Origin of the sequence: Nonomuraea sp. NPDC023979, assembly GCF_040639085.1 — a bacterium.
Lineage (GTDB): Bacteria > Actinomycetota > Actinomycetes > Streptosporangiales > Streptosporangiaceae > Nonomuraea > Nonomuraea ceibae.
Genome location: NZ_JBEZZG010000003.1, coordinates 542,128 through 566,085, shown reverse-complemented (window position 1 = coordinate 566,085; position 23,958 = coordinate 542,128). Strand labels below are relative to the sequence as shown.

The window sequence follows — 23,958 nt, the reverse complement described above, 5'->3', positions numbered from 1 at the left end:
TGATCTGGCACAACGACAAGACCGGTCAGCCCATCGCCCGCTCACTCACCGCCTACGACCACTGATCCCAACCCCTTGGAATCAATCATCTAGGCTGGGCGCGTGCCGCACGAACCGAAGATCGTTTCAGGCGTCGAGGTCACGCCGCTCTGCGACGCCGTGGGCGCGATGGGCGAGGCGATCCGCCGCCCGCTGCCGGAGATGTTTCCTGGCTCGGCGCTTCCCGACGAGCCGTGGGTGCTGCACTTCCACTGCTACCTGCTCCGCGACTGGGCCGGGCGCCTGACGCTGGTCGACACCGGCATCGGCGGCCCCGGCTCGCTCGCGTCGAGCTGGGCGCCCGTTCCCGGCACGCTGCCCGGCGAGCTGGCCGCCGTCGGCGTCGCGCCCGCCGACGTCGACACGGTGATCCTCACCCACCTGCACAGCGACCACGCGAGCGGCGCCGTCTCCGACGACGGCCGGCCGATCTTCGAGAACGCCCGGTACGTGCTCCAGCAGGCCGAGCTCGACGCCGCAGAGAGCGCGACGCTCGACCGGGTCGTCACCCCGCTCAAGGCCCAGTTGCACGTCGTCGACGGCGACGCCGAGGCCGCGCCCGGCGTGCGCGTCCACCTGACGCCCGGCCACACGCCGGGCCACCAGATCGCCCGCGTCGGCGACCTGGCCGTGACCGGCGACCTGGTCCTGCATCCCGCGCAGCTCGCCGACCCGGCCGTGCGCTACGTCTACGACGACGACCAGGAGCGGGCCGCCGCCACCCGCGCCGCCGTGCTCGCCGAGCTGCGCGCCGCCCGCGCGCTGCTCGCCACGGCGCACTTCGCCGACCCGTTCGTGCGGCTTTGACCGGCTCTGGCCAGGCTCTGACCGGCTAGGCGCCCGTGAGCGCGGGCTGGTCGGCCAGCAGCGACGCCGGCAGCGACACCCTGGCCGTCAGGCCGCCGTACGGCGACGCCGTCAGGGCGACCTTGATGCCGTGCCTGGCCGCCAGCCGGCCGACCACGAACAGCCCGAGCCGGTCGCTCTGCGCCAGGTCGAACTCGGGCTTCTCGGCCAGGCGGGTGTTGAGCTCGTCGAGCTCGGCCCGCGACAGACCCAGCCCGCGGTCCTCCACCTCCACGATCAGCCCGTACGGGGTCGCCGTGGTGCGCAGGTCGACCCGGGTGCGCGGCGGCGAGAACAGCGTGGCGTTCTCGATCAGCTCGGCCATCAGGTGGGCCACGTCGGTGACCGCCGAGCCGGTCAGCGCGACGGGCGGCGCCTGCAGCACCTCGACCCGCTGATACTCCTCCACCTCGGCCACGGCGGCGCGCAGCACGTCCAGGATTGGCACCGGGTTGCGCCAGCCGCGGCCCGGCGTCTGGTCGGACAGGATGATCAGGCTCTCCGCGTGGCGGCGCATGCGCGTCGTCAGGTGGTCGAGCTTGAACAGGTCCTCCAGCTCCTCGGGGTCCTCGGTGCCGCGTTCCATGCCGTCGAGCTGCAGGAGCTGGCGGTGCAGCAGCGACTGGTTGCGCCTGGCCAGGTTGACGAACACCTGGTTGACGCCGTGCCGGAGGCGGGCCTGGGTGACCGCGGCCTCGACGGCCGTGGACTGCACGCGGTTGAACGCCTGCACGATGTCGCGCACCTCGGACGTCTCCGCCTTGATCTCCAGCGGGGGGAGTTCGGCCGCGGACGGCGGCTGGGTGCTCGTGCGCAGCCGCTTGACCAGGTCGCGCAGGTGCACGTCGGCCAGTTCGGTGGCGGCGTCGCGGAGCCCGGCGAGCTCGCGTACCAACCGCTTGCGGAAGCGCAGCGACAGCAGGATGGAGGCGATCACGGCGAGCAGCCCGATGCCGCCCGCGACGCCGATCTTGGTGAGGATGCCGGTGGCCGCGGGCGTGACCCGCTCGGTGATGGCCTTGGCGGTGACGCGCTGGGCGCGCTCGGCGGCCTTCCACAGGTTGGTGGCGTCCACCGGCCAGGTGGCGGCGTCGGCGGGCAGGCCGTTGATGATGGCCTGCCCCCTGATGGCGTCCTCGGCCTCGGTGAACTCCGTGTACATCGGGGAGGCCATGAGCTGCTGGTACGGCTTGCGCAGCCCGTCGTCGAGGTGGGACATGGCCTGGGCGTGGAGCAGCCGCCGGGTGGCCGTCCAGTCGGCGAACGCCTCGCGCTCGGCGGGCGTCACCCGGCCCCGGCTCAGCACCACGGCGATCATCGCGCGCTCGCGTGACAGCAGCTCCTTGGCCTCGCCCAGCATGGTCAGCGCGCGGGCGTTGCGGTAGAGCGTCATGTCGGGGACCAGCACCATCGCGTCGTACATGCGGAAGGAGGCGTCCACGATCTGGCTGTAGCCGTTGATCAGGTCGAGGGGGGCCGCGCCGGTGGCGTCGACATCGCGCCGGACCTGCGCGAGCTGGTCGAGCCGCCGGTTCAGAGTGGTGAGCTGGGCGGTCATCTCCGGGCTGAGGCCGCGCCGGCTCGCCGCCAGCGCACGGAACCGCTTGGCCGCCGCGTCGGTCTGCGAGCGCTGGATCTTCAGGGTCTCGGCATTGCGCCTGGCGGCCACGTACTGGATCGAGGACAGCCGCTCGTTCTGCAGGTGGGTGGTGAGTTCCTCGGAGGGTTCGGCCAGGTTCGTCGCCAGCTCGTCGATCTCCAGCATGCGCAGCCCGTCGCCTGCCGTCAGAGCGGCGGCGAACGCCCACAGGCCGACCAGGGAGGTCAGCGGGACGAGCAGGAGGATGAGGAGTTTGATCGCGATGGGACGGCCACGTGTGGGGGGCATGCGACCTCCGGGTGCATGATGAGCGCGCAACGCAGATTACACCCGTCATGCGAAGTATCGCCGCGAATCACCGGTGCGGGGCCACCCCGCCACCCCGCACCGGTGAGGTCACCGCGCGCGCTCCTCACGGCCGGCGACCAGCCGGTCATCGGCGTGCCCGTCAGCGTGCCCGTCGGTGCGGCCGTCAGCGCGGCCCGCGATCGGCTTGCTTGCGGCGGCGTGCTCGCGTTCGAGCTTCCGCTCCAGCTCGCGCTTCTCGTCCTCCAGCCGCGCCACCTTGTCGGAGGCGTCGGCGCGTACGTGAGCCAGCCGGCGGCGACGGCGGGCGGACCGGCGCGAACCGGCGGCGATCAGCCAGAAGCCGAGCACCATCACCGCGGCCGCCGCCGCGCCCGCGAGGAACATCTCCACGTGGTCGGGCTGGAACGTGTAACCGAACAGGATGTACCGGGCGCTCTCCTCCGTGATGGCCACGACGGCCGCCGCGCCGGCGAGCAGGACCAGTAACAGACCCAGAAAGATCATTTCGTCTCACTCCTCGTCGTCAGAGCGAGATCCCCCTGCCCATCATCCGGCGCGGTATGCCCTGCCCACACGGGCTCGCAGGTCATGATGGCGGTCATGAGACCCGAACCAGGACAGGTGCTGCACTTCTCCGAGGACCCCACCATCGAGCGGTTCGTCCCGCACGTCGCACCCACCTCACGGCAGAGCGAGCCGTACGTCTGGGCGGTCGACGGCGAACGCTGTCCCTCCTACTGGTTCCCCCGCGCCTGCCCCCGCGCGATGGCGTGGCCCGGATCGCGCACCACGCGGGAGGACGCCGACCGGATCATCGGCGCGGGCTGCGGCGAGCGGGTGCACGCGATCGAGTACGGGTGGCTGAAGGCGATGATGGACGTGCGCCTGTTCGCCTACAGGCTGCCCGCCGACGTCTTCACGCCGCTCGGCGACCCGCCCGCCGCGGTCGTGGCGACCGTGCCGGTGCTGCCGCTGGGCCCGCCCGAGCCGGTCCGCGACCTGTTCGAGCTGCACGAGGAGGCCGGGATCCAGCTCCGCGTGCTGGACAACCTGTGGCGGTTCTGGAACGAGGTGACGGCCAGCACGCTGGAGTTCAGCGGGATCCGGCTCCGGAACGCTCGGCGATGAGCGCCATCAGCGTCTCCAGCGGCATCGAGCCAGGCTCGCGGCGCTCCCTGGCGAACCGGTTGGCCTCCCGCTGGAGCACCTCGTTGGCCGGGGTGGCGATCCCGAGCTCGCGGGCCAGCAGCACGATCTCGCCGTTGAGGTAGTCGGCCTCGATCGACCCGGTCGCCCTGGTCAGGCTCTGCCACGACGAGCCGCCGCCGCGCATGCTGCCGCCGATCGGCAGCAGGTCCACCTGGTCGCGGCGCAGCTCGCGCTCCTCGCGCGGCGTGGAGTAGCAGATGCCGGCCTCCTCCAGCACGTGGGTGCCCTCGCACCTGGCCAGCTCCAGCACCTCCTCCACGCCCGGTTCGTGGCCGACGAGCGCCTCGACGGCGTTGGCCAGGTTGGCGAGCAGCTTGCCGTACTTCCAGCGCATCACCTCGGCCGACGGCAGCGCGACGAACCTGCTGCGGTCGAGGTCGATGGCGATCTGCTTGGCCAGCTCGTCGGAGCCGTGCGGGTAGCAGCCGACGTGCAGCAGCCCCGAGCGCGGCGAGCCGTAGGCGGCCACGGTGCCGGGCTCGGTGTGCAGCGCGGGCAGCCACACGCACATCCCGTAGACCCGCTCGAACCTGCGCAGCGCGGTGCGCTCGTTCTCGACGCCGTTCTGCGCGCACACCACCGGCAGGTGGGTCGGCCACGGGGCGAGCGCGGTCACGGTGTCCTGCGACTTGGTGGCGACGATCAGCACGTCGTCGTCGCGGCACGCCACCGGGCCGTCGGCCGCCGGGATGTCGAGGAGGTCGTCGGAGTAGGGCGTGAGGAGGCGCAGGCCGCGGTTCTTCAGCGTCTCGTAGTGGGCGCCCCGGGCGACCAGGAGCACGTCGTGCCCGCCCTGGAACAGCCGGGCGCCGATCGTGCCGCCCACGGCCCCCGCTCCGATCACGATGTAACGCATGCTTCCGAGCATGTCATCCGCTCGCTCACGAGCGCCACCGAGGTGCCCGAGTCGGCTCGCTAGACGCGCGCCTCTGCGGCCCTGGCCAGGATCTCGTCCACCGTCTGCGCCGGCGTCTGCGCGGAGGTGTCGAGCCACAGCCCCAGGCGGGGCGTGTCGCGGCGCAGCGCCGCGTCGAGCTCGGCGACCGTCCACGCCCCGTAGCCGGTCTTGGCCCGCTCGCGCTCGCGCCGCTCGACGACGGCCGCGCTCGGGGCCAGCACCACCACGTGCAGCGGGCGGGTGCGGATCAGCCCGGCGAACAGCTTCAGGTCCGCGCCGAGCACCACGTCCTGGACGACCGCGGTGAACCCCTCGCCGGCATACAGGTCGGCCGCCGCCGCCGCGATCCGGTAGCGCAGGCGGAGCTGGCGTACGGCCTCCTCCGGCTGGTCGGGCGTCATGCCGACGCCGCCGCTGACCACCATCCGCCGGAAGGCGTCGCCGCGTACGTGCGCCGCCTTCGGCAGCCGCTCGGCCAGCGCCTGCGCCACCGTGGACTTGCCCGACGCGGAGATCCCGGTGATCAGGAACGCGGTCACGCCCCGACCAGCTTCCGCACCCGGTCGGCCCCCACCGCCATCAGCAGCGTGGGCAGCCTGGGCCCGGTGTCGCGGCCCACCAGCAGCCGGTAGAGCAGCGCGAAGAAGGCCCGCTGGGCCGCCTTCACCTCGGGCGTCGGCTTTGCGTCGGGGTCCAGGCCCGCCTGGCGCTTCGGCACCCCGTACACCAGCGTGGTCAGCCCGTCGAGCGACCAGTGCGCGTCGAGGCCGTCGACCAGCATGGCCAGGGCCTCGCGTTCGGCCTCGCCGAGCGAGTCCAGCAGCTCGGCGTCGGGGGCCTCGCGCACGCGGGTGCGCTGCTCGGCAGGCACCTGCGTGTCGATCCACCGCTGCGCCCGGTCGAGCCGGGGCCGCGCCTCCTCCAGCGAGCCGATCGCGTCGACGTCGCCGAGGATGCGCAGGATCTGCGCGGAGTCGCCGGTCGTGACGTCGGCGATGGAGGCCAGCGTGCGGTAGGCGACCGGTCGCGGCGTCACCGGCAGCGGCCCGGCCGCCGTGCGCACCGCCCGGCCGTGCGCCGCCAGCTCGGCGGGCTGCGCCTCGCCGCCGGCGACCTTGCGGCCGAGCGCGTCCCACTCGTCGTAGAGCCGCTGGATCTCCTGGTCGAAGGCGATCTTGAAGGACTGCGAGGGCTTGCGGCGCGCGTACAGCCAGCGCAGCACCGGCGCCTCCATGATCTCCAGCGCGTCGGCCGGAGTCGGCACGTCACCCTTGGAGCTGCTCATCTTCGCCATGCCGGTGATGCCGACGAACGCGTACATCGGCCCGATCGGCTGCTCGCCGCCGAACACCTCGCCGACGATCTGCCCGCCGACGATCCACGCCGACCCGGGCGAGTGGTGGTCGACGCCGGACGGCTCGAACACCACCCCCTCGTACGCCCACCGCATCGGCCAGTCGACCTTCCACACCAGCTTGCCCCGGTCGTGCTCGGCCAGCCGCACCGTCTCGCCGAACCCGCACTCGCACGTGTAGGCCAGCTCCGTGCTGTCGTCGTCGTAGGCGGTCACCGTGGTCAGGTCGCGCTCGCACAGCTCGCAGTAGGGCTTGTACGGGAAATAGCCCTCGCGCTGCTGCGACCGGTAGCGGGCCAGGACGGCGTCGATCCGCTCCCGCTCGCGCATCGCCAGCAGGATCTGCTCCCGGTAGGCGCCCGAGGTGTACTGCTCGGTCTGGCTGATGCCCCGGTATTCGACGCCCAGCTCGGCCAGCGCGGCCTCCATCGGCGCCTTGAAGTGCTCGGCCCAGGACCCGTACGGGCTGCCGGGAGGCGCGGGCACCGAGCTCAGCGGCTTGCCGATGTGCTCGGCCCACGACGGGTCGACCCCCGCGGGGACGCGGCGGAAGCGGTCGTAGTCGTCCCACGACAGCAGGTGGACGCACGCGTGGCCGCGCCGCCTGATCTCGTCGGCCACCAGGTGCGGGGTCATCACCTCGCGCAGGTTGCCCAGGTGGATGGGCCCCGACGGGCTCAGCCCCGAGGCGCACACGATCGGTTTGCCCGGCGCGCGACGCTCCGCCTCGGAGATGACCTCGTCCGCGAATCGGGAGACCCAGTCGGCCTCCGTGCTGTCAGCAGCGCTCATCGCGCCATTCTTGCGGCTCGGCGGCCCGGCCGCCAACGCGTTCGCCCCCGTCAGGTCAGTTCCACGCGCCCGAGCGGGCTCTCCAGGACCGCGTGGAGCGCCACCGGCGCCCCCGCCTCGACGTCCAGCTCCACGTCCAGGGCGCGCAGCCGGGCCAGCAGCAGCGGCGGCTCCGGCACGGTCGCCCTGAAGGCCGTCAGCTTCACCTGCGGAAGCCCCGACGCGGCCGGATGCGGCGTGGCGCCCCAGTCGATGAGGAACGGCACCGGATCCACCCGCCCCGGCTCGTCCCAGCGGGTCAGCCGCCACTCCAGCAGCCGCCCGTCGGGGGTCCGGCGCGACATCGGCTCCACGTCGCCCGGGTCGTACCCCCGCGCCCGCGCCTGCCGTACGGCCGCCCCGATGTCGTCGGGGTGCACCGCCCACCCCGCCAGCCGGGGCACGTCGAGCAGCTCCAGCTCGGCCGCCCGCCGCCGCGTCGCCGGGTCGGCCGCCGGGTCCGGCCCGATGATCTCCAGGTACGCGGACGGTCCCAGTCCGACCAGGTAGTTCGCGGTGCCGCCCGGATGGCTGCCGCCCGCCACCGGGGTCACGCCGGTCCTGTCACCGAACTCGGCCACGGCCGCGGTCAGATCGGGCACCGCGTACAGCAGATGGTCCAGTCGACGATCGATCAAGGTCGGCCCCTCCCATGTCGGCGTAGAGCCATCCAAGTCCGGCATGGGCGGCGCGGCAATCACCGCCGCGCTACTCGCCGGTCACGCCGTCGATGCGCTCACGCAGCAGGTCGGCATGGCCGTTGTGGCGCGCGTACTCCTGGATCAGGTGAACCAGGATGCGCCGGTGGGACACCTCGTTGCCGTCGCGCCGCCGCTTGGCGATCGCGTCCAGCGGCAGCGCCGCCGACACCTGCCGGGCCCGCTCGATCTCCGCCCGCCAGGTGGCGAACGCCTCCTCGGCCGAGGCGTCGTCCACGTCCTCGAAGTCGGCGTCCTGGCGCTCCTGCTTGCCGTAGAGCAGCGGCACGTCCTCGTCGTCGATCATCCGCCGGAACCAGGCCCGCTCCACGTGCGCCATGTGCCGCACCAGCCCCAGCAGCGACATCCCCGACGGCGGCACCGCGCGCCGCCTGAGCTGCTCCTCCGACAGGCCCGCGCACTTGGCGGCCAGCGTCTCACGATGCCAGTCGAGCCAGCTGTAGAGGATCGCGCGCTCGTCACCGTCGAAGATCGGAGGAGTCCTGGTCTCTGCCATGGACGCCCACCCTACCGAGTGGTGATCACCAGGTACGGGACGGTCCCCGAGCCCAGGCCGCCGATCGCCGTGCCCACCCCGCCCGACTCCGCCAGCCCCACGCTCGCCGGGCCGCCGACCTTCGGCCGGAAGTAGCCGGTGAGGTTCAGCTTCACCCAGGCGCCGTTCACGCCCACTGCCGGGAACTCGCCGAGCTGCGCCCCGAGCTGCGGGCGCGTGTCGAAGGTGACCCCGGCGTTCCAGCCGTTGCCCATCGCGTACGCCATCGCCGCGCCCTGGGTGTCGACCGAGTCGTCGACCCGCATGTGCGCGTGCAGCACGACGGAGGCGATCCGGTCCGGCTTGACCTTGACCCGGCTGAGGTCGAAGCGGAAGTACGTCTCGCGGTAGAAGCCCGGGTTGCCGTTCTTGACCTTGCAGACCTGGCAGGCGGGGAACGACTTGGCGGAGTAGCCGCCGCCCCGGACCATGTTCGTCAGCGTGGCGGGCACCCGCAGCGTCCGGGGGCCGCTCTCCGGCTCGGCCTCCGGCTCCGGGGTCGCCTTGGACCCGACCGTCAGGGGGAGCGCGGCCACCTTGGCCGAGCCGTTCATCGTCACCTTGACCGTGATGCGGACCCGGCCCTCCTTCAGCACCGTCACCTGGCCGTCAGGGCTGACGGTGGCCACGCGCGGGTCGGCGCTGTGGAAGTCCAGGTCCGCGCGGGCCAGGCGGGCCGGGCGGCCGTTCGACAGGCGGCCGGTCACCTTGAGGCGGAACGTCTGGCCCGGCGCGTGGACCTTCGCGTCCGTCGAGAGGGAGACCTTGGCGAGGGTGGGCTTGCCGGCCTTCGCCGACGGCTCGGGCGAGGCCGAGCTCGACGCGGGCACGACGGGCTCGGTCGCGGTGGCGACGGCGAGGGCGCCGGGCGTGACGGTGGCGGTGGGCACCGCCGTCGCGGGGGCGAACCCGCCGGTCAGGTGGACGGCGGCCACGGCGGCGGCCGACGCGGTGACCACGGCGACCCCCGCGACCACCCAGCGCCGCGACGACCTGCGGCTCGGCCTGGTGTGGAGCGGTTGGTCTTGATAGGCGTACGACGGCGGGCCGGGCATCCCGGGCACCGGCCCGCTGCCGGGGGCCTGCGGTGCGCTGCCGGGAACGTGTGGCGCGCTGACCGGTGTCTGCGGGCCGGGTGGGGGCGGGCCGTGCGGCGTGGGGCCGAGGGTCTGCGGGGTGGGGCCGACGGGGTGTGGTGGTGCGGGGGCCGGCGGCGGGACGGCGGTCGCCGGCTCGGTCACCGGGAGCGCGAGCGCCCGCTGCACCTGCTGCAACTCCCGGACGAAGGCCCAGGCGTCCTGCGGCCGGCCGCCCGGGTCCTTGGACATCGCCCGCTCGACCAGGGCGCGCAGCGGCGCGGGAACGGCGTGCTCCGGCAGCGGCGGCAACGGCTGCCTGAGCACCCTGAGCAGCAACGGCGCCACCCCGGCATCGGCCGGATCATGGTAGGCGGGCCGCCCGGCCAGCAACTGGTAGAGCGTCGACCCGAGCGCGTACACGTCCGAGCGCACGTTCTGCGGCGAGCCGTTGAGCACCTCCGGCGCCGCGTGGTGCGGGGTGAACGTGAGCGTGTTGGACGAGAGCTGCCCCACGTCCAGCATGCGGGCCACGCCGAAGTCGGCCAGCGCGGGCTCGCCGTACTTGGAGACGAGGATGTTCTGCGGCTTGATGTCGCCGTGGAAGACCCCGGCGTCGTGCACGGCCGCGAGCGCGCCCGCCACCTTGACGCCGATCCGCAGCACCTCGTGCGGCGGGAGCGCTCCCGCCCGGCTGTGGAGGCTGCCGCCTTCGTGGAAGTCCATGACGATGTACGGCCGGCCGGCGGCGGTCGTGCCGGTGTCGAGCGCGGCCACGATGTTCGGATGGTCGCTCAGCCGCCCCATGACCTCCAGCTCCCGCCGGAAGTTGCGCAGCGCCCGCTCGTCCACGTCGGCCACCGACAGGATCTTCACGGCGACCACCCGGCCGACCCGCTCGTGCAGGGCGCGGTAGACCACGGCGAAACCGCCCTGGCCCACGGGCTCGATGAGCTGGTAGCCGGGAATCTGCTCCCGAGGATCCCCCATTGTCACCCGACAGATAGTGGCATATCGGAAAATCTTTGTCAGGGATCCCGCGCCCTCAGGCGCGTCATTGAATTCCGTCGGCAGCCCGGCAAGGGCGGAATAAGGAAAAAGCAAGCTTGCGTTTTACGGGTGGTCAGTCCTCGGCCACTGCCTGCTTGACGATCCGGGCGATGCGGGCCTCGTCGTCCGGGGTCAGGTCGGTCAGGGCGAAGGCGGTGGCCCACATGTTGCCGTCGTCCAGCCGCGCGTCGTCGTTGAAGCCGAGCGTCGCGTACCTCGACTTGAACTTCTGCGCGCTCTGGAAGAAGCATACGATCTTGCCGTTCCTGGCGTACGCCGGCATCCCGTACCAGAGCTTGGGGGTGAGGGCGGGGGCGTTGGTCTTGACGAGGTCGTGGATGCGCTCGGCCAGGAAGCGGTCGGAGTCCTGCATTTCGGCGATCTTGGCGAGGACGTCGCTCTCGCCGTCGGCCTTGGTGGCGCGCGAGCCGCGGCGGGCGGCCTTCTTGAGCTCCTGGGCGTGCTCCTTCATCGCGGCCCGCTCCTCGTCCGAGAAGCCCTCGAACCCGGTGCCGCCGGTCTTGTCCTTGGTGTCGTTGGTGTTCGCCATTGCGAGGTTCCTCCCGTACATGTCCTTCTGGGTGACTCTCATGTTAGGGAGGCAGGGAGACGGGCCGCTTCTCGAAAACTGATCGATGACCGCCTCGCCTCGGACCGCCTGCGTCAGCGCCGGCGCCCGCCCCTGCGGCTCATCAGCGCGCCGATCAGCATCCCGATGCCCACGCACACCACCAGCGTGATCCACAACGGCGCGGTCACCACGATCATGAACAACTGGATCGCCGCATCCTGCCGGTTCTGCAGGATGAACACGATCGCCAGCACCAGGAGCGCCAACGCCACCCACACCCGCGGCGGCACCGACCCCAACGGGCTCGACGGCCTCTGCTCTGTCACCATGTCCCCCGAACTGTGAAGCCCCTCCTGGCAGGCCATACCCGCATTCCCCCGGCCTGACCACGAGCTTCGTGGGTCAGGGGCGTTCGCGTTCCCACTGGTCGAGGAGCTTGGGGAACTCGCGGCCCATGAAGCCGTACAGGTCGCGCATCCGCTCCAGCCTGGCCCGGCTCGCGGGGTTGTCCCCGGCCACGGCCAGGCCCTGCTCGGCGAGTTGGGCGAACGCGGAGAACTCCGCCATCTTCGCCCGGAACGCGCGCCCGAACACGTCCTCCGTCAGCCGGTAGTGGTCGCGGCGGCCCCGGGGCGGCCGGAAGCGTTCGACGAGCCCGCCGCGTTCGAGCTGGCCGAGGGCCACGCTCATGCTGCTCTTGGCCACGCCGAGCCGGTCGCACAGCCCTGGGGCGTCGGCGGAGTCGTCCGGATCGACCAGCAGCACGCCGATGACCCGCCCCGCCGTGCGGCTGAGCCCCAGCCGCTCGAAGTAAAGCCCCGCACTCTCCACGAACTCCTCAGCACCGGCCACCCCTCGATTCTATTCTGTTCGGATCGTTCCGAACAGAATAGAATCCCCGGCATGCTGTCCATCGCCATCACCGGCGCCAACTCCGGGATCGGCCTGCGCGCCGCCCGCACCCTCGCCGCCGCCGGCCACCACGTGCTGGCGCTCTGTCGGGACCTCGACCGAGGCCGCGCCGCGCTGGCCGAGATCAACGCCCACGCCGCGCACCCGGCCACCCTCGTCCAGGCGGACCTGTCGTCCCCGGACTCCATCGAGGCCGCCGCCGACCAGCTCACCCGGACCGCCGGCCACCTCGACGTGCTCGTCAACAACGCCGCCGTCTTCGACCAGACGCTGCGCGAGCCCCGCTTCACCGCCGACGGCCACGAGCTGTTCTGGGCCACCAACCACCTGGGCCCCTTCCTGCTCACCGCCCGCCTCAGCCCGCTGCTCGCCGCCGCCGCCCGCCCGCGGGTGATCAACGTGGCCAGCAAGGGGCTGCTCTCGATGCCGCGCATCCGCATCCGGTTCGACCAGCTCGACGATCCGAGCTGGTTCACCCCGACCCGCGCGTACTACCACGCCAAACTCGCCCAGATCATGACAACCATGACCCTGGCCGAGAGGGCGCAAAAGGCCGAGAAGGAGGAGAAGGCCGAGAGGGCACAAAAGGGCGCGGGGCGCCTGGAGGTCGCCTGCGTGCGCGTTCCCGCCGTCCGGCTCGACGCCGGCCGGGTGGCCGCCATGCCGTGGCTGCTGCGCATCCTGTACGCGCCGAAGAACCGCATGGCCGTCCCCGCCGAGCGCCTCGGCGACACCTACGCCCGCCTGGCCACCGGCGACGGACCCCTGCCCGGCCCGTACGTGGACGAGGACCTGCGCCCGGTCCGCGCGCCGGCCTTCGCCTACGACGAGCCGGCCCGCGAGCGGCTGTGGGCGGCCTCCCAGGCCGCCACCGGCAACCCCGCCTGGGCCTGGTGACCCCGCCTGGGCCTGGTGACCCCCGGCTACCAGTGGGCGGGCCGGTACGCCGCGCCCCAGCCGGTCGCCTGCCAGGTGCCGGCGTGCGGTCGCAGGCGTGAGCTGTGGTCCTCCCAGGTCGTCGGCTCGCGCGTCCAGGCCCGTTCCGCCGCGGCCGGGAGGCGGGGGAGCAGCAGGAACGCCAGGTCGTCGAAGCCGTCGACGGTCTCCGACCAGATCGCCGCCTCCACGCCGGCGATGCGCACGTCCAGCCCCGCCACCAGCGATTCGGGGGTCCAGTCGAACATCTGCCGGAGGGTCTTGGCCGGGTAGTCGCGGAAGCCGAGCCGGGCCCGGCGCGCCTCCCCGTCGGCGTCGGCGGCGGGTTCCGCGTAGGGGCGGTCGAGGTAGAGCACGTCGCTGGACGAGAGGAGCACCGGCAGCCCGGCGGCCGCGGCGGCGGGGCCGTCGCCGGGCGCGAGCGCGAACAGCTCCACCAGCTGGTCGACGAACCGGTGCGCGGACTCCGGCAGCTCGGCCTTCTTCGCGTCGGCGTCGATGCTCGTCTCCGCGCCGATCCACAGCTGCACGAGGTCGCCGGGGCCGAGCGCGCCGGCGCGTACCGCCTCCTGCCAGGCGACCACCCGGCTGCCGGCCGCGTGCGCCGCCCGCACGGCGAGGCCGACCGCCCGCGTGTACGCCTCGAACGGCATGCCGAACGGCTCGTCGCCGCCGATGTGGACGAACCGGGCGCGGGACGCCTGGGCGAACTCGGTGACGGTGTCGGCGATGAACGACTCGGCCCCCGGCGCCGCGGGGTCCACGTAGCCGAGCCGGGCGGCCATCCCGCCGTCGGTGAGCTCCGGATAGGCGCGGGTGGCGGCGAGCGAGTGGCCGGGCAGGTCGACCTCGGGCAGGATCGTCACCCCGCGCGTCTCGGCGAACGCCGTCAGCTCGTCCAGGTCGCGCCGGGTGATCAGCTCGCCGGGCGAGGTCGCGTCCAGCCCCGGGCGGGCCGCGGACTGCAGCCGCCAGCCGTCGGAGTCGGTGAGGTGCAGGTGCAGCACGTTCAGCTTGTAGCGGGTCAGCAGGTCGACGACGCGGCGGATCTCGTCCACGCCGAACGGGTGCCGTACGACGTCGACCATCAGCCCGCGCCACGCCAGGCGGGGCCCGTCGGCGATCCGGCCCACGGGCAGCCGGCCGGCCGAGCCCTCCGCGAGCTGGACGAGCGTCGCGGCGCCGCGCAGGACCGCCTGGGGGGTCGGCCCGGTCACCGTGACCTCGCCGGGGGCGATCGTGATCGTGTGCCGCTCGTCGGGCGCGGCCTCGTCCGGGGCGATGCCGTCGGCGGGCGGCACGTCGGCGGGGGCCGCCCCGAGCCGGAGCGTGATGCGCAGCGGCGGCGCGTCGCCGGTCCCGGCGGTGCGGGCGAGCTCGGCCCGGAGCCAGTCGCGGGCCGCCTCCAGCGGGGCCTCCGCCTCGATGACGACACGGGCGGGGTCGAGGACCGTCGTCGTGGTGTCGTCGAGCGTGACCGCGTGCGGCCACGGCACCAGCGCAGGCGGGGTCATCGGCGGCCCCCCAGCAGCCCGGCCAGCGCCGGAATGCCGGCCACGGTGTCCTGGAAGCGCCGGGCGATGAGGCCCAGCCCCTCCTCGGTCGGGTGCAGGCCGTCGCCCAGCAGCCCGGCGTCGTCCTCGCCCAGCAGCGTACGGCCGTCCACCAGGTGCAGGTGGGAGTCGTCGCGGTCGGCGTGCGCCCGTTCGAGGATGCGCCGGGTCCCGGCCAGCGTGAGGGCGCCGTCGTCGCTCTCCAGGGCCCGGACCGCGCCCGCGGCCCGGCCGTCGCGGTCGACCGTCGGCCCCGGCGTGTGCTCGTGCGCCGGGCAGGCGATCGCGGTGACGAGGACGATCGGCGTGTCCGGATGGCCGTCACGGATCAGGTCGAGGAAGCCGTGCACGGCGGGCAGCATCGCCCGGGCGCGCATCGAGTCGACGTTCACGAGGTTGATCCCCACTTTCAGGGTGATCAGGTCGGCGGGGGCGTCCCTGATCATGCGGGCGACGAACGGGTCCAGTTGCGCGTTGCCGCCGAAGGACAGGTTGCGCAGCCGCCAGCCGGTGGCGAGGGCGACCCGCGCCGGCCAGGTGCGGTCGGGGGCGGACGCCTCCAGCCCGTGGCTGATGGAGCTGCCGTAGTGGATCCAGCGCGGCGCGCCGTCGGGCGGCGCGGGCGTGACCGGCGCGTCGGCGTCCAGGCTGACGACTTCGACCGCGCAGTCGTGCGGCAGCAGGATCTCGACGTGCTTCTCCCGGCCGTCGGGGACCAGAGCCATCGACACGTCGGACGGGCCCCGGCGCTCGGCTCCGGCGATCCGGTGGCCGGCGTCCATGATGACGACGTCGCCTTCGGGGATCGCCACGTGCTCGGCCACCACGCCGTCGACGACCAGCGCGAGCAGGTGCGGCCGAGCGGGCTCGACCCCGGCCGGCCGGACCGACCGGGTGTGCAGGCGCAGGGTCAGCAGGGTCGCGCTGGTCGTGAACCGGAGCGAGACGCCGGTGGGCGCCTGCTCCATGAGCTCGAACCAGGTGTCGTCGTGCTGGGCGCGCGCCCACGGCGGCAGCCGGCGCGGACGCAGCCCGCCGTGGTGCCCCGGGTCGAGCGCCGCCGCGCCCTCGATGAGCCGGGCCAGCTCGGTCACGACGCGGCCCCCTGGCGGAGGGTCGCCTCCGGGTCGCGGACGAGCCGCGCGTACCAGCGGGCGCTGGGCTTGACCGTACGCCGGAACGTGGTCCGGTCGACCGAGACGAGGCCGAAGGTCGGCTCCCACGAGCCCCACTCGTAGTTGTCCAGGAGCGACCAGTGCAGGTAGCCGCGCACGTCGATGCCGTCGGCCAGCGCGTGGGCCAGGCCCAGCACGGCCTCGCCCGTGTACGCGATCCGCTCGTCGTCGTCGCCGGTCGCGATGCCGTTCTCGGTGACGAGCAGCGGCGTCGAGCCGCCGAGCCGGGCGGCGGTGTGGCGGACGGTGTCCTCCAGGGCGCGGGGGTAGTACTCCCAGCCCATCATCGTGCGCCGGTCGTCCGGGCCGGGGACGATCAGGCCCTGCTCGCCCGCGCGCATGCGGCTGTAGGCCTGCACGCCGAGGAAGTCGTCGCCCTTGGCCACGTCGATGTACTGGTCGTCGATCAGGTAGGACATCTCGGCGGTGCGGTCGGGGCCGGCGCCGTGGTCCTGGACGTTCTGGTTCGCCACCGTCCATCCGGATCTGAGCCCGGGGACGGACGCGAGCAGTTCGCGGGCCGCCTCGTGCGCGCGGGTCAGCGCGGCGGTCACGCCGGGGTCGGGCACGACGAACGCGGGCACCTCCCCGTCGGCGGCGTGCCTGCGGCGGGCGACCATCATGGCGACCATGTTGGGCTCGTTGATCGTGCAGACCCAGCGGACGCCGTCGAGGATCGGCAGCACGGCCCGGACGTACTCGGTGAAGTGCGTGAGCGCCTCGCCGGAGGTCCAGCCGCCCTCGGCGCGCAGCCACGCGGGGTTGGTGAAGTGGTGGAGCGTCACGACGGGAGTCAGGCCGCGCTCGGCGCATCCTTCGATGACGCGGCGGTAGTGGTCCAGCATCGCCGCCGAGGGGTGGCCGGGCGCGGGGACCACGCGGGCCCACTCGACGCTGAACCGGTAGGCGTTGAGGCCGAGGTCGCGGGCGATGTCGAGGTCTTCCGGCCAGCGGTGGAAGCTGTCGCAGGCGTCTCCGGACCGGTCGCGCAGGGTTCCCGATCCGTCGTTCTCCGCGTGCCAGAGGTCGCTGCCGACGTTGTTGCCCTCCACCTGGTGCGCAGCCGTCGAGGCCCCCCAGAGGAAGCCGTCCGGGAAGGCCACCGGGTGCGGGGTCGCCATGTTCACTCCTGTCGGGGATGTCGTCATTTGAGGCCCATGGTGGCGATGCCCTGCACGAAGTAGCGCTGCAGGGACACGAACAGGGCCAGGATGGGGGTGATGATCAGTACGGCGCCGGCGAGCAGCGTGCCGTAGTCGGTCGCGTACTGACCGGTCGAATAGAGCGAGAGCGCGACCGGCAGCGTGTACATCTCCTCGGTCTGGCTGGCCACGAGCGGCCAGAGGAAGTTGTTCCACGAGCCGAGGAAGGTGAGGATGCCGAGCGTCGCCAGCGCGGGCCCGCACAGCGGGAGCACGATGCGGGTGAAGATCCGCAGCTCGGACGCGCCGTCGATGCGTGCCGCCTCCAGCAGCGAGTCCGGGATGTCCAGCATGAACTGGCGCATCAGGAAGACGCCCACCGGCTGGGTGAGGAACGGCAGGACCAGGGCCGCGTACGAGTCGAGGATGCCCATCTTGGCGACGATCACGAACAGCGGGACGAAGGTCACCACGCCCGGCACCATGATCGTCACCAGGACGACGCCGAGCAGGATCCGCTTGCCGGCGAAGTCCATCTTGGCCAGCGCGTAGCCGACCATCGAGCAGAACAGCAGGTTGCCGAGCACGGTGATCACCGCGACGACCAGGCTGTTGGTGAAGAACGTGCCGAAGTTCAGCTCGGTCAGCCAGCGGGTGAAGTTGCCTCCGGTGGGGGACTGCGGCCACCACGTCGGCGGGTCGGCGAAGATCTCGTCCTGCGTCTTGAACGAGCCCAGCACCATCCAGGCGAACGGCGCGAGCCACGCCACCAGGCCGGCGGTCAGCACGACGTACGTGAGGGCCCGGGCTGACAGGAGTTTGGTCATGTCGATCTCCTGAGCAGGCGGAACTGCAGGATGCTGACCGCCGCGATGACGACGAACATGATGTAGCTCGCCGCGGACGCCTTGGCGAAGTCGCCGAAGCCGAAGGTGTTGAACGTGTAGTACGTCATGGAGAGCGTGGAGCTGAGCGGGCCGCCCTGCGTCATCACGAAGGCTTCCTCGAAGAACTGCAGGTAGCCGACCGAGATGAGCACGCTGCCCAGCAGCATCGTGGGCCGCAGCAGCGGCAGCGTGACGCTGCGCAGGCGGCGCCAGCGCCCGGCGCCGTCCATCTCCGCGGCCTCCCTGACGTCGGTGGGGATGGCCTGCAGCCCCGCCAGGAAGATGATCATCAGGGTGCCGGTGTTGCGCCAGACGGCCATCAGGATCAGCGACGGCAGCGCCCAGGTGGTGCTGTTCAGCCAGTCGGGACCCTCGATGCCGACCAGGGCGAGGACCATGTTCAGCAGGCCGTCGCGGGCCAGGATGTAGCGCCAGATGACCGAGACGGCGACGACGCTCGTGACCACCGGCGCGTAGAAGGCGACGCGGTAGATCGGCCGCAGCCGCCGGATGCCGGAGTTGAGCGCCAGCGCCAGCCCCAGCCCGAGCGCCACGGTCACGGGGATGCCGACGATCACGAACAGCGCGGTCACCCAGGCGGCGTTCTGGAACTCGGGGTCGGAGAGCACGTTCGCGTACTGCTCGAACCCCACGAAATCGACGTTGAACGGCGACTGGATGTCCTGCGCCGTCATGTCGGTGAACGAGAAGCCGATCGAGCTGGCGATCGGCAGGATCATGAACACCGCGAAGACGACCACGAAGGGCGCGGTGAACAGCCAGGCGATCAGCGTCTGCCGGCGGCGGCGCTCGGAGTTCGCCCCGCCGGCCCGGCGGGCGCGCACGTCATGGGACGCGCGCACCCGTCCGGGCGCTGTCGAAGGTGTGGATCGCGACACTGCTCAGGACACCCCGATGCCGTCGGCCTGCTTCTGGAGCTGCCGCAGCGCGTCGGACACCGGCTTGCCGCCCTTGACGATCTGCTCGATCGCGGCGTCGCCCGCCGCGCCGACCTTGTCGAAGCTGACGACCTGCGGCGGCGCCTTGGCGGTCTTGAGCTGCTCGGCGAACGCGGCGAGCGTCGGGTCGGAGACGAGGGCCGGGTCCTTCCAGGCGCTCTCGATCGACGGCAGGTCGCCGCTGACTTTGTACCAGGCGGCCTGGGTGTCGGCCTGGCTGAGCCACTGCACCAGCTTCCAAGCGGAGTCCGGGTTCTTGGCGCCCTTGAAGACCACCAGGTTCGCGCCGCCGACGAACGAGGTCGAGCTCTTGCCGGCCGGCAGGGGCACGGTCGTGTACATGCTCGCGAACTTCTCGCCGCCGGCCTGAGCGATGGCGCCGCGCAGGAACGGGCCGGCGACGAGCATGGGCGTCGCGCCCGTCATGAAGTCCTTCACCGCGGCGGCGGGAGCCGTGTCGGCGTTCGGGTCGGCGATGCCCTTCTCGAAGTACGAGGCCAGGTACTCGAAGGCGGAGGCGAACTCCTGGGTGTCGAGCGTCCAGGCGCTGCGGTCGGCGTTCATGAGCTCGGCGCCGCTGGACCACGCCATCCAGAGCGCCGACTGGAACGACCCGGTCGTGCCCGCGGGCAGCCGGATGCCCCACTTGGCCCCGGCCTTCTTCTGCAGGTCGGCGGCCATCTGCTGGAGCTCTTCCCAGGTGGCCGGCGGCTTGTCCCAGCCTGCCTTCTCGGCCAGGTCCGTCCGGTAGTAGAGCGCACGCACGTCGACGTACCAGGGCACTTCGAGGAGCTTCCCGTCGATCGTGCCCGTCGAGACGGACCCCGGGTACATGCCGGAGGTGTCGATGGCGTCGGGCACGGGCGCGAAGGCGTCCTTGAAGACCGGCAGGCCGGGCATCATCGCCAGGTCTGGAACGTTCCCGGCGGCGATGGCGGTCTGGAACTTCTGGTAGGCCGAGTCCCACGGCATGGCCGTCACGTCCACGGTGACGCCCGGGTTGTCGGCCTCGAACTTCTTGACGAACTCGGGCAGGAGCTCGCCCTCGTTGCCCATCGCCCACATGGTGATCTTGCCGGTCGCCTTGGCCGCGACGGTGGACGACGGCTGGGCCTGCCCGCCGCCGGCCTCTTCGGCGCGGCCACAACCGGTGAGCGCCGTCGCCGCGACGATCGCGGCCAGGGCGGCCACTGTCGATCTGTATCGCACGGCCAGTTCCTTCCTGTTGACCTGCATGCCTCCCCCGAGTGGATGCGAATTTATGCGCTTAACAAGCCAAGAAGCCAGCCCCATTGCGCAATCGAGATAAAACTCTTCAGCGACACCCGCAGCTACGGCCGATCACCGTGCGCGTCGGAAGCACGTACGACGTGGGGTGGGAGAGCCCGGCGGCCGTGTCGGTCAGGATGCGCACGGCCAGCCGCCCCATCGACGCGAACGGCTGCCTGACCGTGGTCAGCGTCGGGTCGGAGAGCCGGCCGGCGATGATCCCGTCGAAGCCCGTGACCGCGACGTCGTCGGGCACCCGGATGTCGTGGCGGGCCAGCAGGTCGATCACCGTGAGCGCGAGCTGGTCGGTGGCGCACACCAGCGCGTCGGGCAGGTCGCCGGCCGTGATCGCCGCGCGCAGCGAGCGCAGGCTGTCGCGGGTCAGCGCCGTCGTGTCGAACGGCTCGTCCGGGACCGGCAGCCCGTGCGCGGCCAGCGCCGCCTGGAACCCGGCGAACCGGGCGCCGATGTCGGGGGCGGCCAGCTCGCCCAGGAACACCAGCGTCCGATGGCCGTGCTGCCCGATCAGGTGGTCGACGAGCTCGCGCACGGCGTCCTCGTTGGAGACCGTGATGTGGTGCAGCGGGTCGTGCATGGGCGGGCTGCTGAAGATCACCACCGGAACGCCGCGACCGACGTGTTCCAGCAGGTCACGCGCCGCGCCGCCGGGGAAGATCGCCAGCCCGTCGACGCTGCCCGCCAGGTCGATGCTGCCCAGCGAGTCGCGGCTGGCCCCCGACCCGAGCATCACCGAACGGCCCAGCCGCCGCGCCTCCAGCTCGAAGCCGCGCTGGATCTCGTCCACGTAGAGAGGGAAGCGCCGCACGTCGCCGAGGCCGTCGAGCTCCTTGGCCACCAGGGTGTCGAGATCCAGGGCCGGGGCGCTGAGGTCGGACGGCAGGAACATGTCGAAGGCGTACAGGCCGAGCGCCTGCGAACGGCCCTTCGCCAGCCCGCGCGCGCTGCCGCTCGGCACGTAGCCGAGGACCCGCGCGGCCTGGAGGACCAGCTCCCGCGTCTCCGGACGGACCCGCTCCGGCTGCCGGAACGTGTGCGAGACCGTCGCGATGGAGACGCCCGCGCGCTCGGCGACGTCGTAGACGGTCGTCCTCTGCGCCACCGGACCATCACCCGCCTCTCGCTTGCGATCCGATCGTATCCGCTCGGGCAGATCTTGACGGTGCGGGCTCCGTATGGCAAAACTTACCGCCTGGTAGGAAACTGCGGTCCGCCGCCTCCTGCCCTCACCCCCCGTCCAGTGAAGGTGGCCATGCTCGCAACCAGCCGACGGCTCAGGAACACCTCCCTCGTGATCGCCCCAGCACTCGCGGCAGCACTCGCCTCGGCGGTCGTCGCGGCACCGCCCGCGCACGCCGCCACCGGCCATTACGTGGCCCTCGGCGACTCCTACACCGCGGGCCCCGGAATCCCGAACCAGACGGACGCGAACTGCGGCCGGTCCGACCGGAACTACCCCACGCTGACGGCTGCCGGGTTACCCGCGGCCGCGTTCACCGACGCGAGCTGCGCCGGGGCCACCACGGCGCACATGACCGCCTCGCAGGGCACCGCGCCGCCCCAGCTCGACGCGCTCCGGCCGGACACCGGCCTGGTCACGCTGGGGATCGGCGGCAACGACATCGACGTCAGCGGCATCATCGCCCGCTGCGTCATCCTCGGGAAGCTCAACCCGTGGGGCTCGCCGTGCAAGACCAGCTACACCGTGGCCGGCATCGACCCGATCGGCGGGCGGATCGCCGCCACGGGCGACAAGGTCGACGCTGTGCTCCAGGAGATCAAGCGCCGCTCCCCGGCCGCCGACGTCCTCGTCGTCGGCTACCCGGTGATCATGCCGGACGACGGGAGCAACTGCTACTCGACCGTCCCCATCGCCAAGGGTGACGCGCCCTGGCTGCGGGACGTGGAGAAGCGCCTCAACGCCATGCTCGCCGTCCGCGCCGCCGCCAACGGCGCCACGTACGTCGACACCTACGCCGGCTCGGTGGGCCACGACCTGTGCAAGCCGCTCGGCGTGCGGTGGATGGAGCCGATGGAGGGCGTCGACTCGGTCGGCCTCCACCCCAACGCCGCAGGCCACGAGGCCATGGCCGCCGCCGTCCAGGCCACCGCCGCCCAGGCCGGAGCCGCCCGGACCGCGGCCGTGCAGGAGGCCGCCCAGTAGGGCGTCAGCGGGGCTCGCCCGCGCCGAGCGGGTCCCGGTCCGCGCCGGCCCCGGGCACCGTGCCGCGGCCGGCCGCGATCGAGACGATCACCTGGCCGGTCGCGGCGACGCACATCAGCGCGAGCGGCGCCTCCCACCCGGAGCTGACGGTGTGCAGCAGCCCGAAGACCACCGGGCCCGCCGCCGCCACCAGGTAGCCGATCGACTGCGCCATCGCCGACAGCTCGCCCGCGCCGGTCGCGTCGTGGGCGCGCAGGCTGAGGAAGGCCAGCGCGAGCACCAGGCACGCGCCACCGGCCAGCCCCAGGACGACCGTCCACGCCAGCACCCAGCCGGGCGCCACCAGCAGCCCGGCATAGCCGGTCAGCAACGCCGCCGAGCTCACGGCGGCCACCGCGCGCTGGTCGCGCGCCCACCGCAGCGCGATCGGCACCGCCAGGCTGGTCACCAGCGCGACCGCCTGGTAGAGGAACAGCAGCCACCCGGCCGTCGCCGCGCCGACCCCGCTGTCCTGGAACACCTGGGGCAGCCACGTCACGGCGACGTAGAAGCCCAGCGACTGCAGGCCCATGAACGCCGTGACCGCCCAGGCGAGCGGCGAGCGCCACGGCAGCCGCCGCCGGCGGACCGTCCCATCGGCCGGCCGCGCGGCGCGCACCTGCGGGAACCACAGCGCCACGGCCACCAGCGCGGGCACGATCCAGCAGCCCAGCGCGGTGTACCAGCCGCCCGGGGCGGCCTCGGCGATCGGCACCGCGACGCCGGAGGCCACCGCGGCGACACCGCCCATCACCGTGGCGTACGCGCTGGTCAGCAGCCCCACCCTGTCCGGGAAGTCGCGCTTGATCAGGCTCGGCAGGATCACGTTGCCCACCGCGATCCCCGCGCCGATCAGCACGGTCCCGGCGAACAGGGCGCCGGCCGACGGGATCCACCGCACCGCGATCCCGAACGTCATCACCAGGAGCGCGCCCCAGAGCAGCCGCTCGGGCCCCCACCGCGCCGCCATGCGCGGGACCACCGGTGACACCGCCGCGAACGCCAGCAGCGGCAGCGTCGTCAGCAGCCCCGCCACGGCCGGAGCCAGCCCCAGATCGGCCTGGACGCGATCCAGCAGCGGCCCGACGCCGGTCAGGCTCGGCCGCAGGTTCGCGGCCACCACCAGCAGTCCCCACACCAGGAGCGCCTGGCCGGACCGTCCCCCCGCCCGTTTCGACATGATGCCGACCTTTCCTGCATAATCGGAATAAGGATTCCGGATTCCGTACGGAAGTCTAGTCAGGGGATCGTTCGAGATGTCAACACCGCAGGCCCGCCGCAAGCCGCGCACCGACGCCGAGCGCAACCGCGACCGCGTCCTGGAAGCGGCACGCGCGTTGTTCGCCGAGAGCGGCCACGACGTGCAGATGTCGGAGGTCGCGCGGGCGGCGGGCGTCGGCGTCGGGACCCTCTACCGCAAGTTCCCCACCCGGGAGGCCCTGATCGAGGCCGTTGCCGACCACCGGGCCGCCGAACTCGCCGAGGCCGCGCGCCGGTTCGCCGGCGACCCGGACCTCGGGCTGGCCCGCTACCTGCACCACGTGGGCGAGGTGCTGGCCGGCGACCGCGGCATGTCCGAGGTGATCGAGCGGGCGATGGGCTCGGCCGAGCCGCGCGGAGAGACCCGCGAGGAGCTGCTCGCCGCCATCGCGGAGCTGATCGGCCTGGCCCGCGAACGCGGCACGGTCGGGTCCGAGGTGACCGCCGCGGACGTCAACATGGTCATCTGCGGCCTGGCGGCGGTGATCCGCAACGCCGCGGGCGACTGGCGGCGCTACGTCGAGGTCTCCCTCGGCGGGCTGCGCCCCCGCTGAGGCTTTTCGCAATCCATGCCCTTCTTCGCGTTGTGCTTGTCGGGCCCGGGCGC

At 72.6% G+C, this 23,958-nt stretch carries 24 protein-coding genes; 5 read left to right on the top strand and 19 right to left on the bottom strand.

Annotated features, from left to right (window positions below; all coding sequences use genetic code 11):
• Positions 1-102: 102 nt before the first annotated feature.
• Entirely contained in the window at positions 103-846 is a 744-nt protein-coding gene (locus AB0G11_RS09270; RefSeq protein WP_357584942.1) for an MBL fold metallo-hydrolase, read from the top strand.
• 25 nt (positions 847-871) lie between these two features.
• Here AB0G11_RS09270 and AB0G11_RS09265 read toward each other — a convergent pair whose 3' ends face one another.
• A complete protein-coding gene (locus AB0G11_RS09265; RefSeq protein ID WP_219498995.1) occupies positions 872-2,773 on the bottom strand; it encodes a nitrate- and nitrite sensing domain-containing protein in 1,902 nt (633 codons plus the stop codon).
• Positions 2,774-2,881: 108 nt separating this feature from the next.
• Positions 2,882-3,298, bottom strand: a complete 417-nt coding sequence (locus AB0G11_RS09260; protein WP_219498998.1) for a hypothetical protein — start codon at positions 3,296-3,298, stop codon at positions 2,882-2,884.
• A gap of 96 nt (positions 3,299-3,394) precedes the next feature.
• On the opposite strand from AB0G11_RS09260, the gene AB0G11_RS09255 reads away from it, so the two are divergent.
• Complete coding sequence (locus AB0G11_RS09255; protein WP_246643609.1) at positions 3,395-3,922, top strand: DUF6886 family protein; 528 nt, start codon at positions 3,395-3,397, stop codon at positions 3,920-3,922.
• Here the strand turns inward: AB0G11_RS09255 and AB0G11_RS09250 are convergent.
• From AB0G11_RS09250 to AB0G11_RS09210, 9 genes are all read right to left on the bottom strand, one after another.
• A complete protein-coding gene (locus AB0G11_RS09250; RefSeq protein WP_219499000.1) occupies positions 3,888-4,859 on the bottom strand; it encodes a 2-dehydropantoate 2-reductase N-terminal domain-containing protein in 972 nt (323 codons plus the stop codon). The genes AB0G11_RS09255 and AB0G11_RS09250 overlap by 35 nt on opposite strands.
• Before the next feature lie 59 nt (positions 4,860-4,918).
• A complete protein-coding gene (locus AB0G11_RS09245) occupies positions 4,919-5,440 on the bottom strand; it encodes an AAA family ATPase (RefSeq protein ID WP_219499003.1) in 522 nt (173 codons plus the stop codon).
• The gene (gene lysS / locus AB0G11_RS09240) at positions 5,437-7,047 is read right to left on the bottom strand and encodes a lysine--tRNA ligase (protein WP_219499004.1); all 1,611 of its coding nucleotides are present in this window, start codon (positions 7,045-7,047) and stop codon (positions 5,437-5,439) included. Before lysS ends, AB0G11_RS09245 begins: the two co-directional genes overlap by 4 nt.
• A 50-nt stretch (positions 7,048-7,097) precedes the next feature.
• The gene (locus AB0G11_RS09235) at positions 7,098-7,724 is read right to left on the bottom strand and encodes a VOC family protein (RefSeq protein ID WP_357584940.1); all 627 of its coding nucleotides are present in this window, start codon (positions 7,722-7,724) and stop codon (positions 7,098-7,100) included.
• Positions 7,725-7,794: 70 nt separating this feature from the next.
• Entirely contained in the window at positions 7,795-8,301 is a 507-nt protein-coding gene (locus AB0G11_RS09230) for a DinB family protein (RefSeq protein WP_219499007.1), read from the bottom strand.
• A gap of 11 nt (positions 8,302-8,312) precedes the next feature.
• Positions 8,313-10,406 carry a protein kinase gene (locus AB0G11_RS09225; protein ID WP_357584962.1) on the bottom strand — a complete coding sequence of 698 codons (2,094 nt, stop codon included), beginning with the start codon at positions 10,404-10,406 and terminating at the stop codon, positions 8,313-8,315.
• Between the two features lie 133 nt (positions 10,407-10,539).
• On the bottom strand, positions 10,540-11,016 hold the full coding sequence (locus AB0G11_RS09220; RefSeq protein ID WP_246643613.1) for a DUF1801 domain-containing protein: 477 nt from the start codon (positions 11,014-11,016) through the stop codon (positions 10,540-10,542).
• A gap of 113 nt (positions 11,017-11,129) precedes the next feature.
• Positions 11,130-11,366 carry a LapA family protein gene (locus tag AB0G11_RS09215; protein WP_357584938.1) on the bottom strand — a complete coding sequence of 79 codons (237 nt, stop codon included), beginning with the start codon at positions 11,364-11,366 and terminating at the stop codon, positions 11,130-11,132.
• A 73-nt stretch (positions 11,367-11,439) separates the two neighbouring features.
• Positions 11,440-11,889: a MarR family transcriptional regulator gene (locus AB0G11_RS09210; RefSeq protein ID WP_219499016.1), complete on the bottom strand. Its 450-nt coding sequence runs from the start codon at positions 11,887-11,889 to the stop codon at positions 11,440-11,442.
• A gap of 51 nt (positions 11,890-11,940) precedes the next feature.
• Here AB0G11_RS09210 and AB0G11_RS09205 point away from each other — a divergent pair, with 51 nt between their 5' ends.
• Positions 11,941-12,846 (top strand): SDR family NAD(P)-dependent oxidoreductase, encoded by a 906-nt coding sequence (locus AB0G11_RS09205; protein WP_357584936.1) that lies wholly within the window; start codon positions 11,941-11,943, stop codon positions 12,844-12,846.
• Between the two features lie 26 nt (positions 12,847-12,872).
• On the opposite strand, the gene AB0G11_RS09200 is transcribed toward AB0G11_RS09205, so the two are convergent.
• From AB0G11_RS09200 to AB0G11_RS09170, 7 genes are all read right to left on the bottom strand, one after another.
• Entirely contained in the window at positions 12,873-14,399 is a 1,527-nt protein-coding gene (locus tag AB0G11_RS09200; RefSeq protein ID WP_357584934.1) for a family 20 glycosylhydrolase, read from the bottom strand.
• Positions 14,396-15,532, bottom strand: coding sequence for an SGNH/GDSL hydrolase family protein (locus AB0G11_RS09195; protein ID WP_219499025.1), 1,137 nt, complete (start codon positions 15,530-15,532; stop codon positions 14,396-14,398). Before AB0G11_RS09195 ends, AB0G11_RS09200 begins: the two co-directional genes overlap by 4 nt.
• Positions 15,529-16,734, bottom strand: coding sequence for a family 1 glycosylhydrolase (locus AB0G11_RS09190; RefSeq protein WP_357584932.1), 1,206 nt, complete (start codon positions 16,732-16,734; stop codon positions 15,529-15,531). The genes AB0G11_RS09195 and AB0G11_RS09190 overlap by 4 nt, the downstream gene beginning before the upstream one ends.
• Positions 16,735-16,757: 23 nt before the next feature.
• A complete protein-coding gene (locus AB0G11_RS09185) occupies positions 16,758-17,582 on the bottom strand; it encodes a carbohydrate ABC transporter permease (protein WP_219499031.1) in 825 nt (274 codons plus the stop codon).
• Positions 17,579-18,505: a sugar ABC transporter permease gene (locus AB0G11_RS09180; protein ID WP_357584930.1), complete on the bottom strand. Its 927-nt coding sequence runs from the start codon at positions 18,503-18,505 to the stop codon at positions 17,579-17,581. The genes AB0G11_RS09185 and AB0G11_RS09180 overlap by 4 nt, the downstream gene beginning before the upstream one ends.
• A gap of 39 nt (positions 18,506-18,544) precedes the next feature.
• The gene (locus tag AB0G11_RS09175) at positions 18,545-19,810 is read right to left on the bottom strand and encodes an extracellular solute-binding protein (RefSeq protein WP_219499037.1); all 1,266 of its coding nucleotides are present in this window, start codon (positions 19,808-19,810) and stop codon (positions 18,545-18,547) included.
• Between the two features lie 106 nt (positions 19,811-19,916).
• Positions 19,917-20,990 carry a LacI family DNA-binding transcriptional regulator gene (locus AB0G11_RS09170; protein ID WP_219499041.1) on the bottom strand — a complete coding sequence of 358 codons (1,074 nt, stop codon included), beginning with the start codon at positions 20,988-20,990 and terminating at the stop codon, positions 19,917-19,919.
• 150 nt (positions 20,991-21,140) lie between these two features.
• On the opposite strand from AB0G11_RS09170, the gene AB0G11_RS09165 reads away from it, so the two are divergent.
• Entirely contained in the window at positions 21,141-22,052 is a 912-nt protein-coding gene (locus tag AB0G11_RS09165; RefSeq protein WP_357584928.1) for an SGNH/GDSL hydrolase family protein, read from the top strand.
• Between the two features lie 4 nt (positions 22,053-22,056).
• Here AB0G11_RS09165 and AB0G11_RS09160 read toward each other — a convergent pair whose 3' ends face one another.
• Positions 22,057-23,271 carry an MFS transporter gene (locus AB0G11_RS09160; protein WP_357584926.1) on the bottom strand — a complete coding sequence of 405 codons (1,215 nt, stop codon included), beginning with the start codon at positions 23,269-23,271 and terminating at the stop codon, positions 22,057-22,059.
• A 76-nt stretch (positions 23,272-23,347) separates the two neighbouring features.
• Between AB0G11_RS09160 and AB0G11_RS09155 the strand changes: the two genes are divergently transcribed.
• Positions 23,348-23,905, top strand: coding sequence for a helix-turn-helix domain-containing protein (locus tag AB0G11_RS09155; protein WP_357584924.1), 558 nt, complete (start codon positions 23,348-23,350; stop codon positions 23,903-23,905).
• Positions 23,906-23,958: the final 53 nt, after the last annotated feature.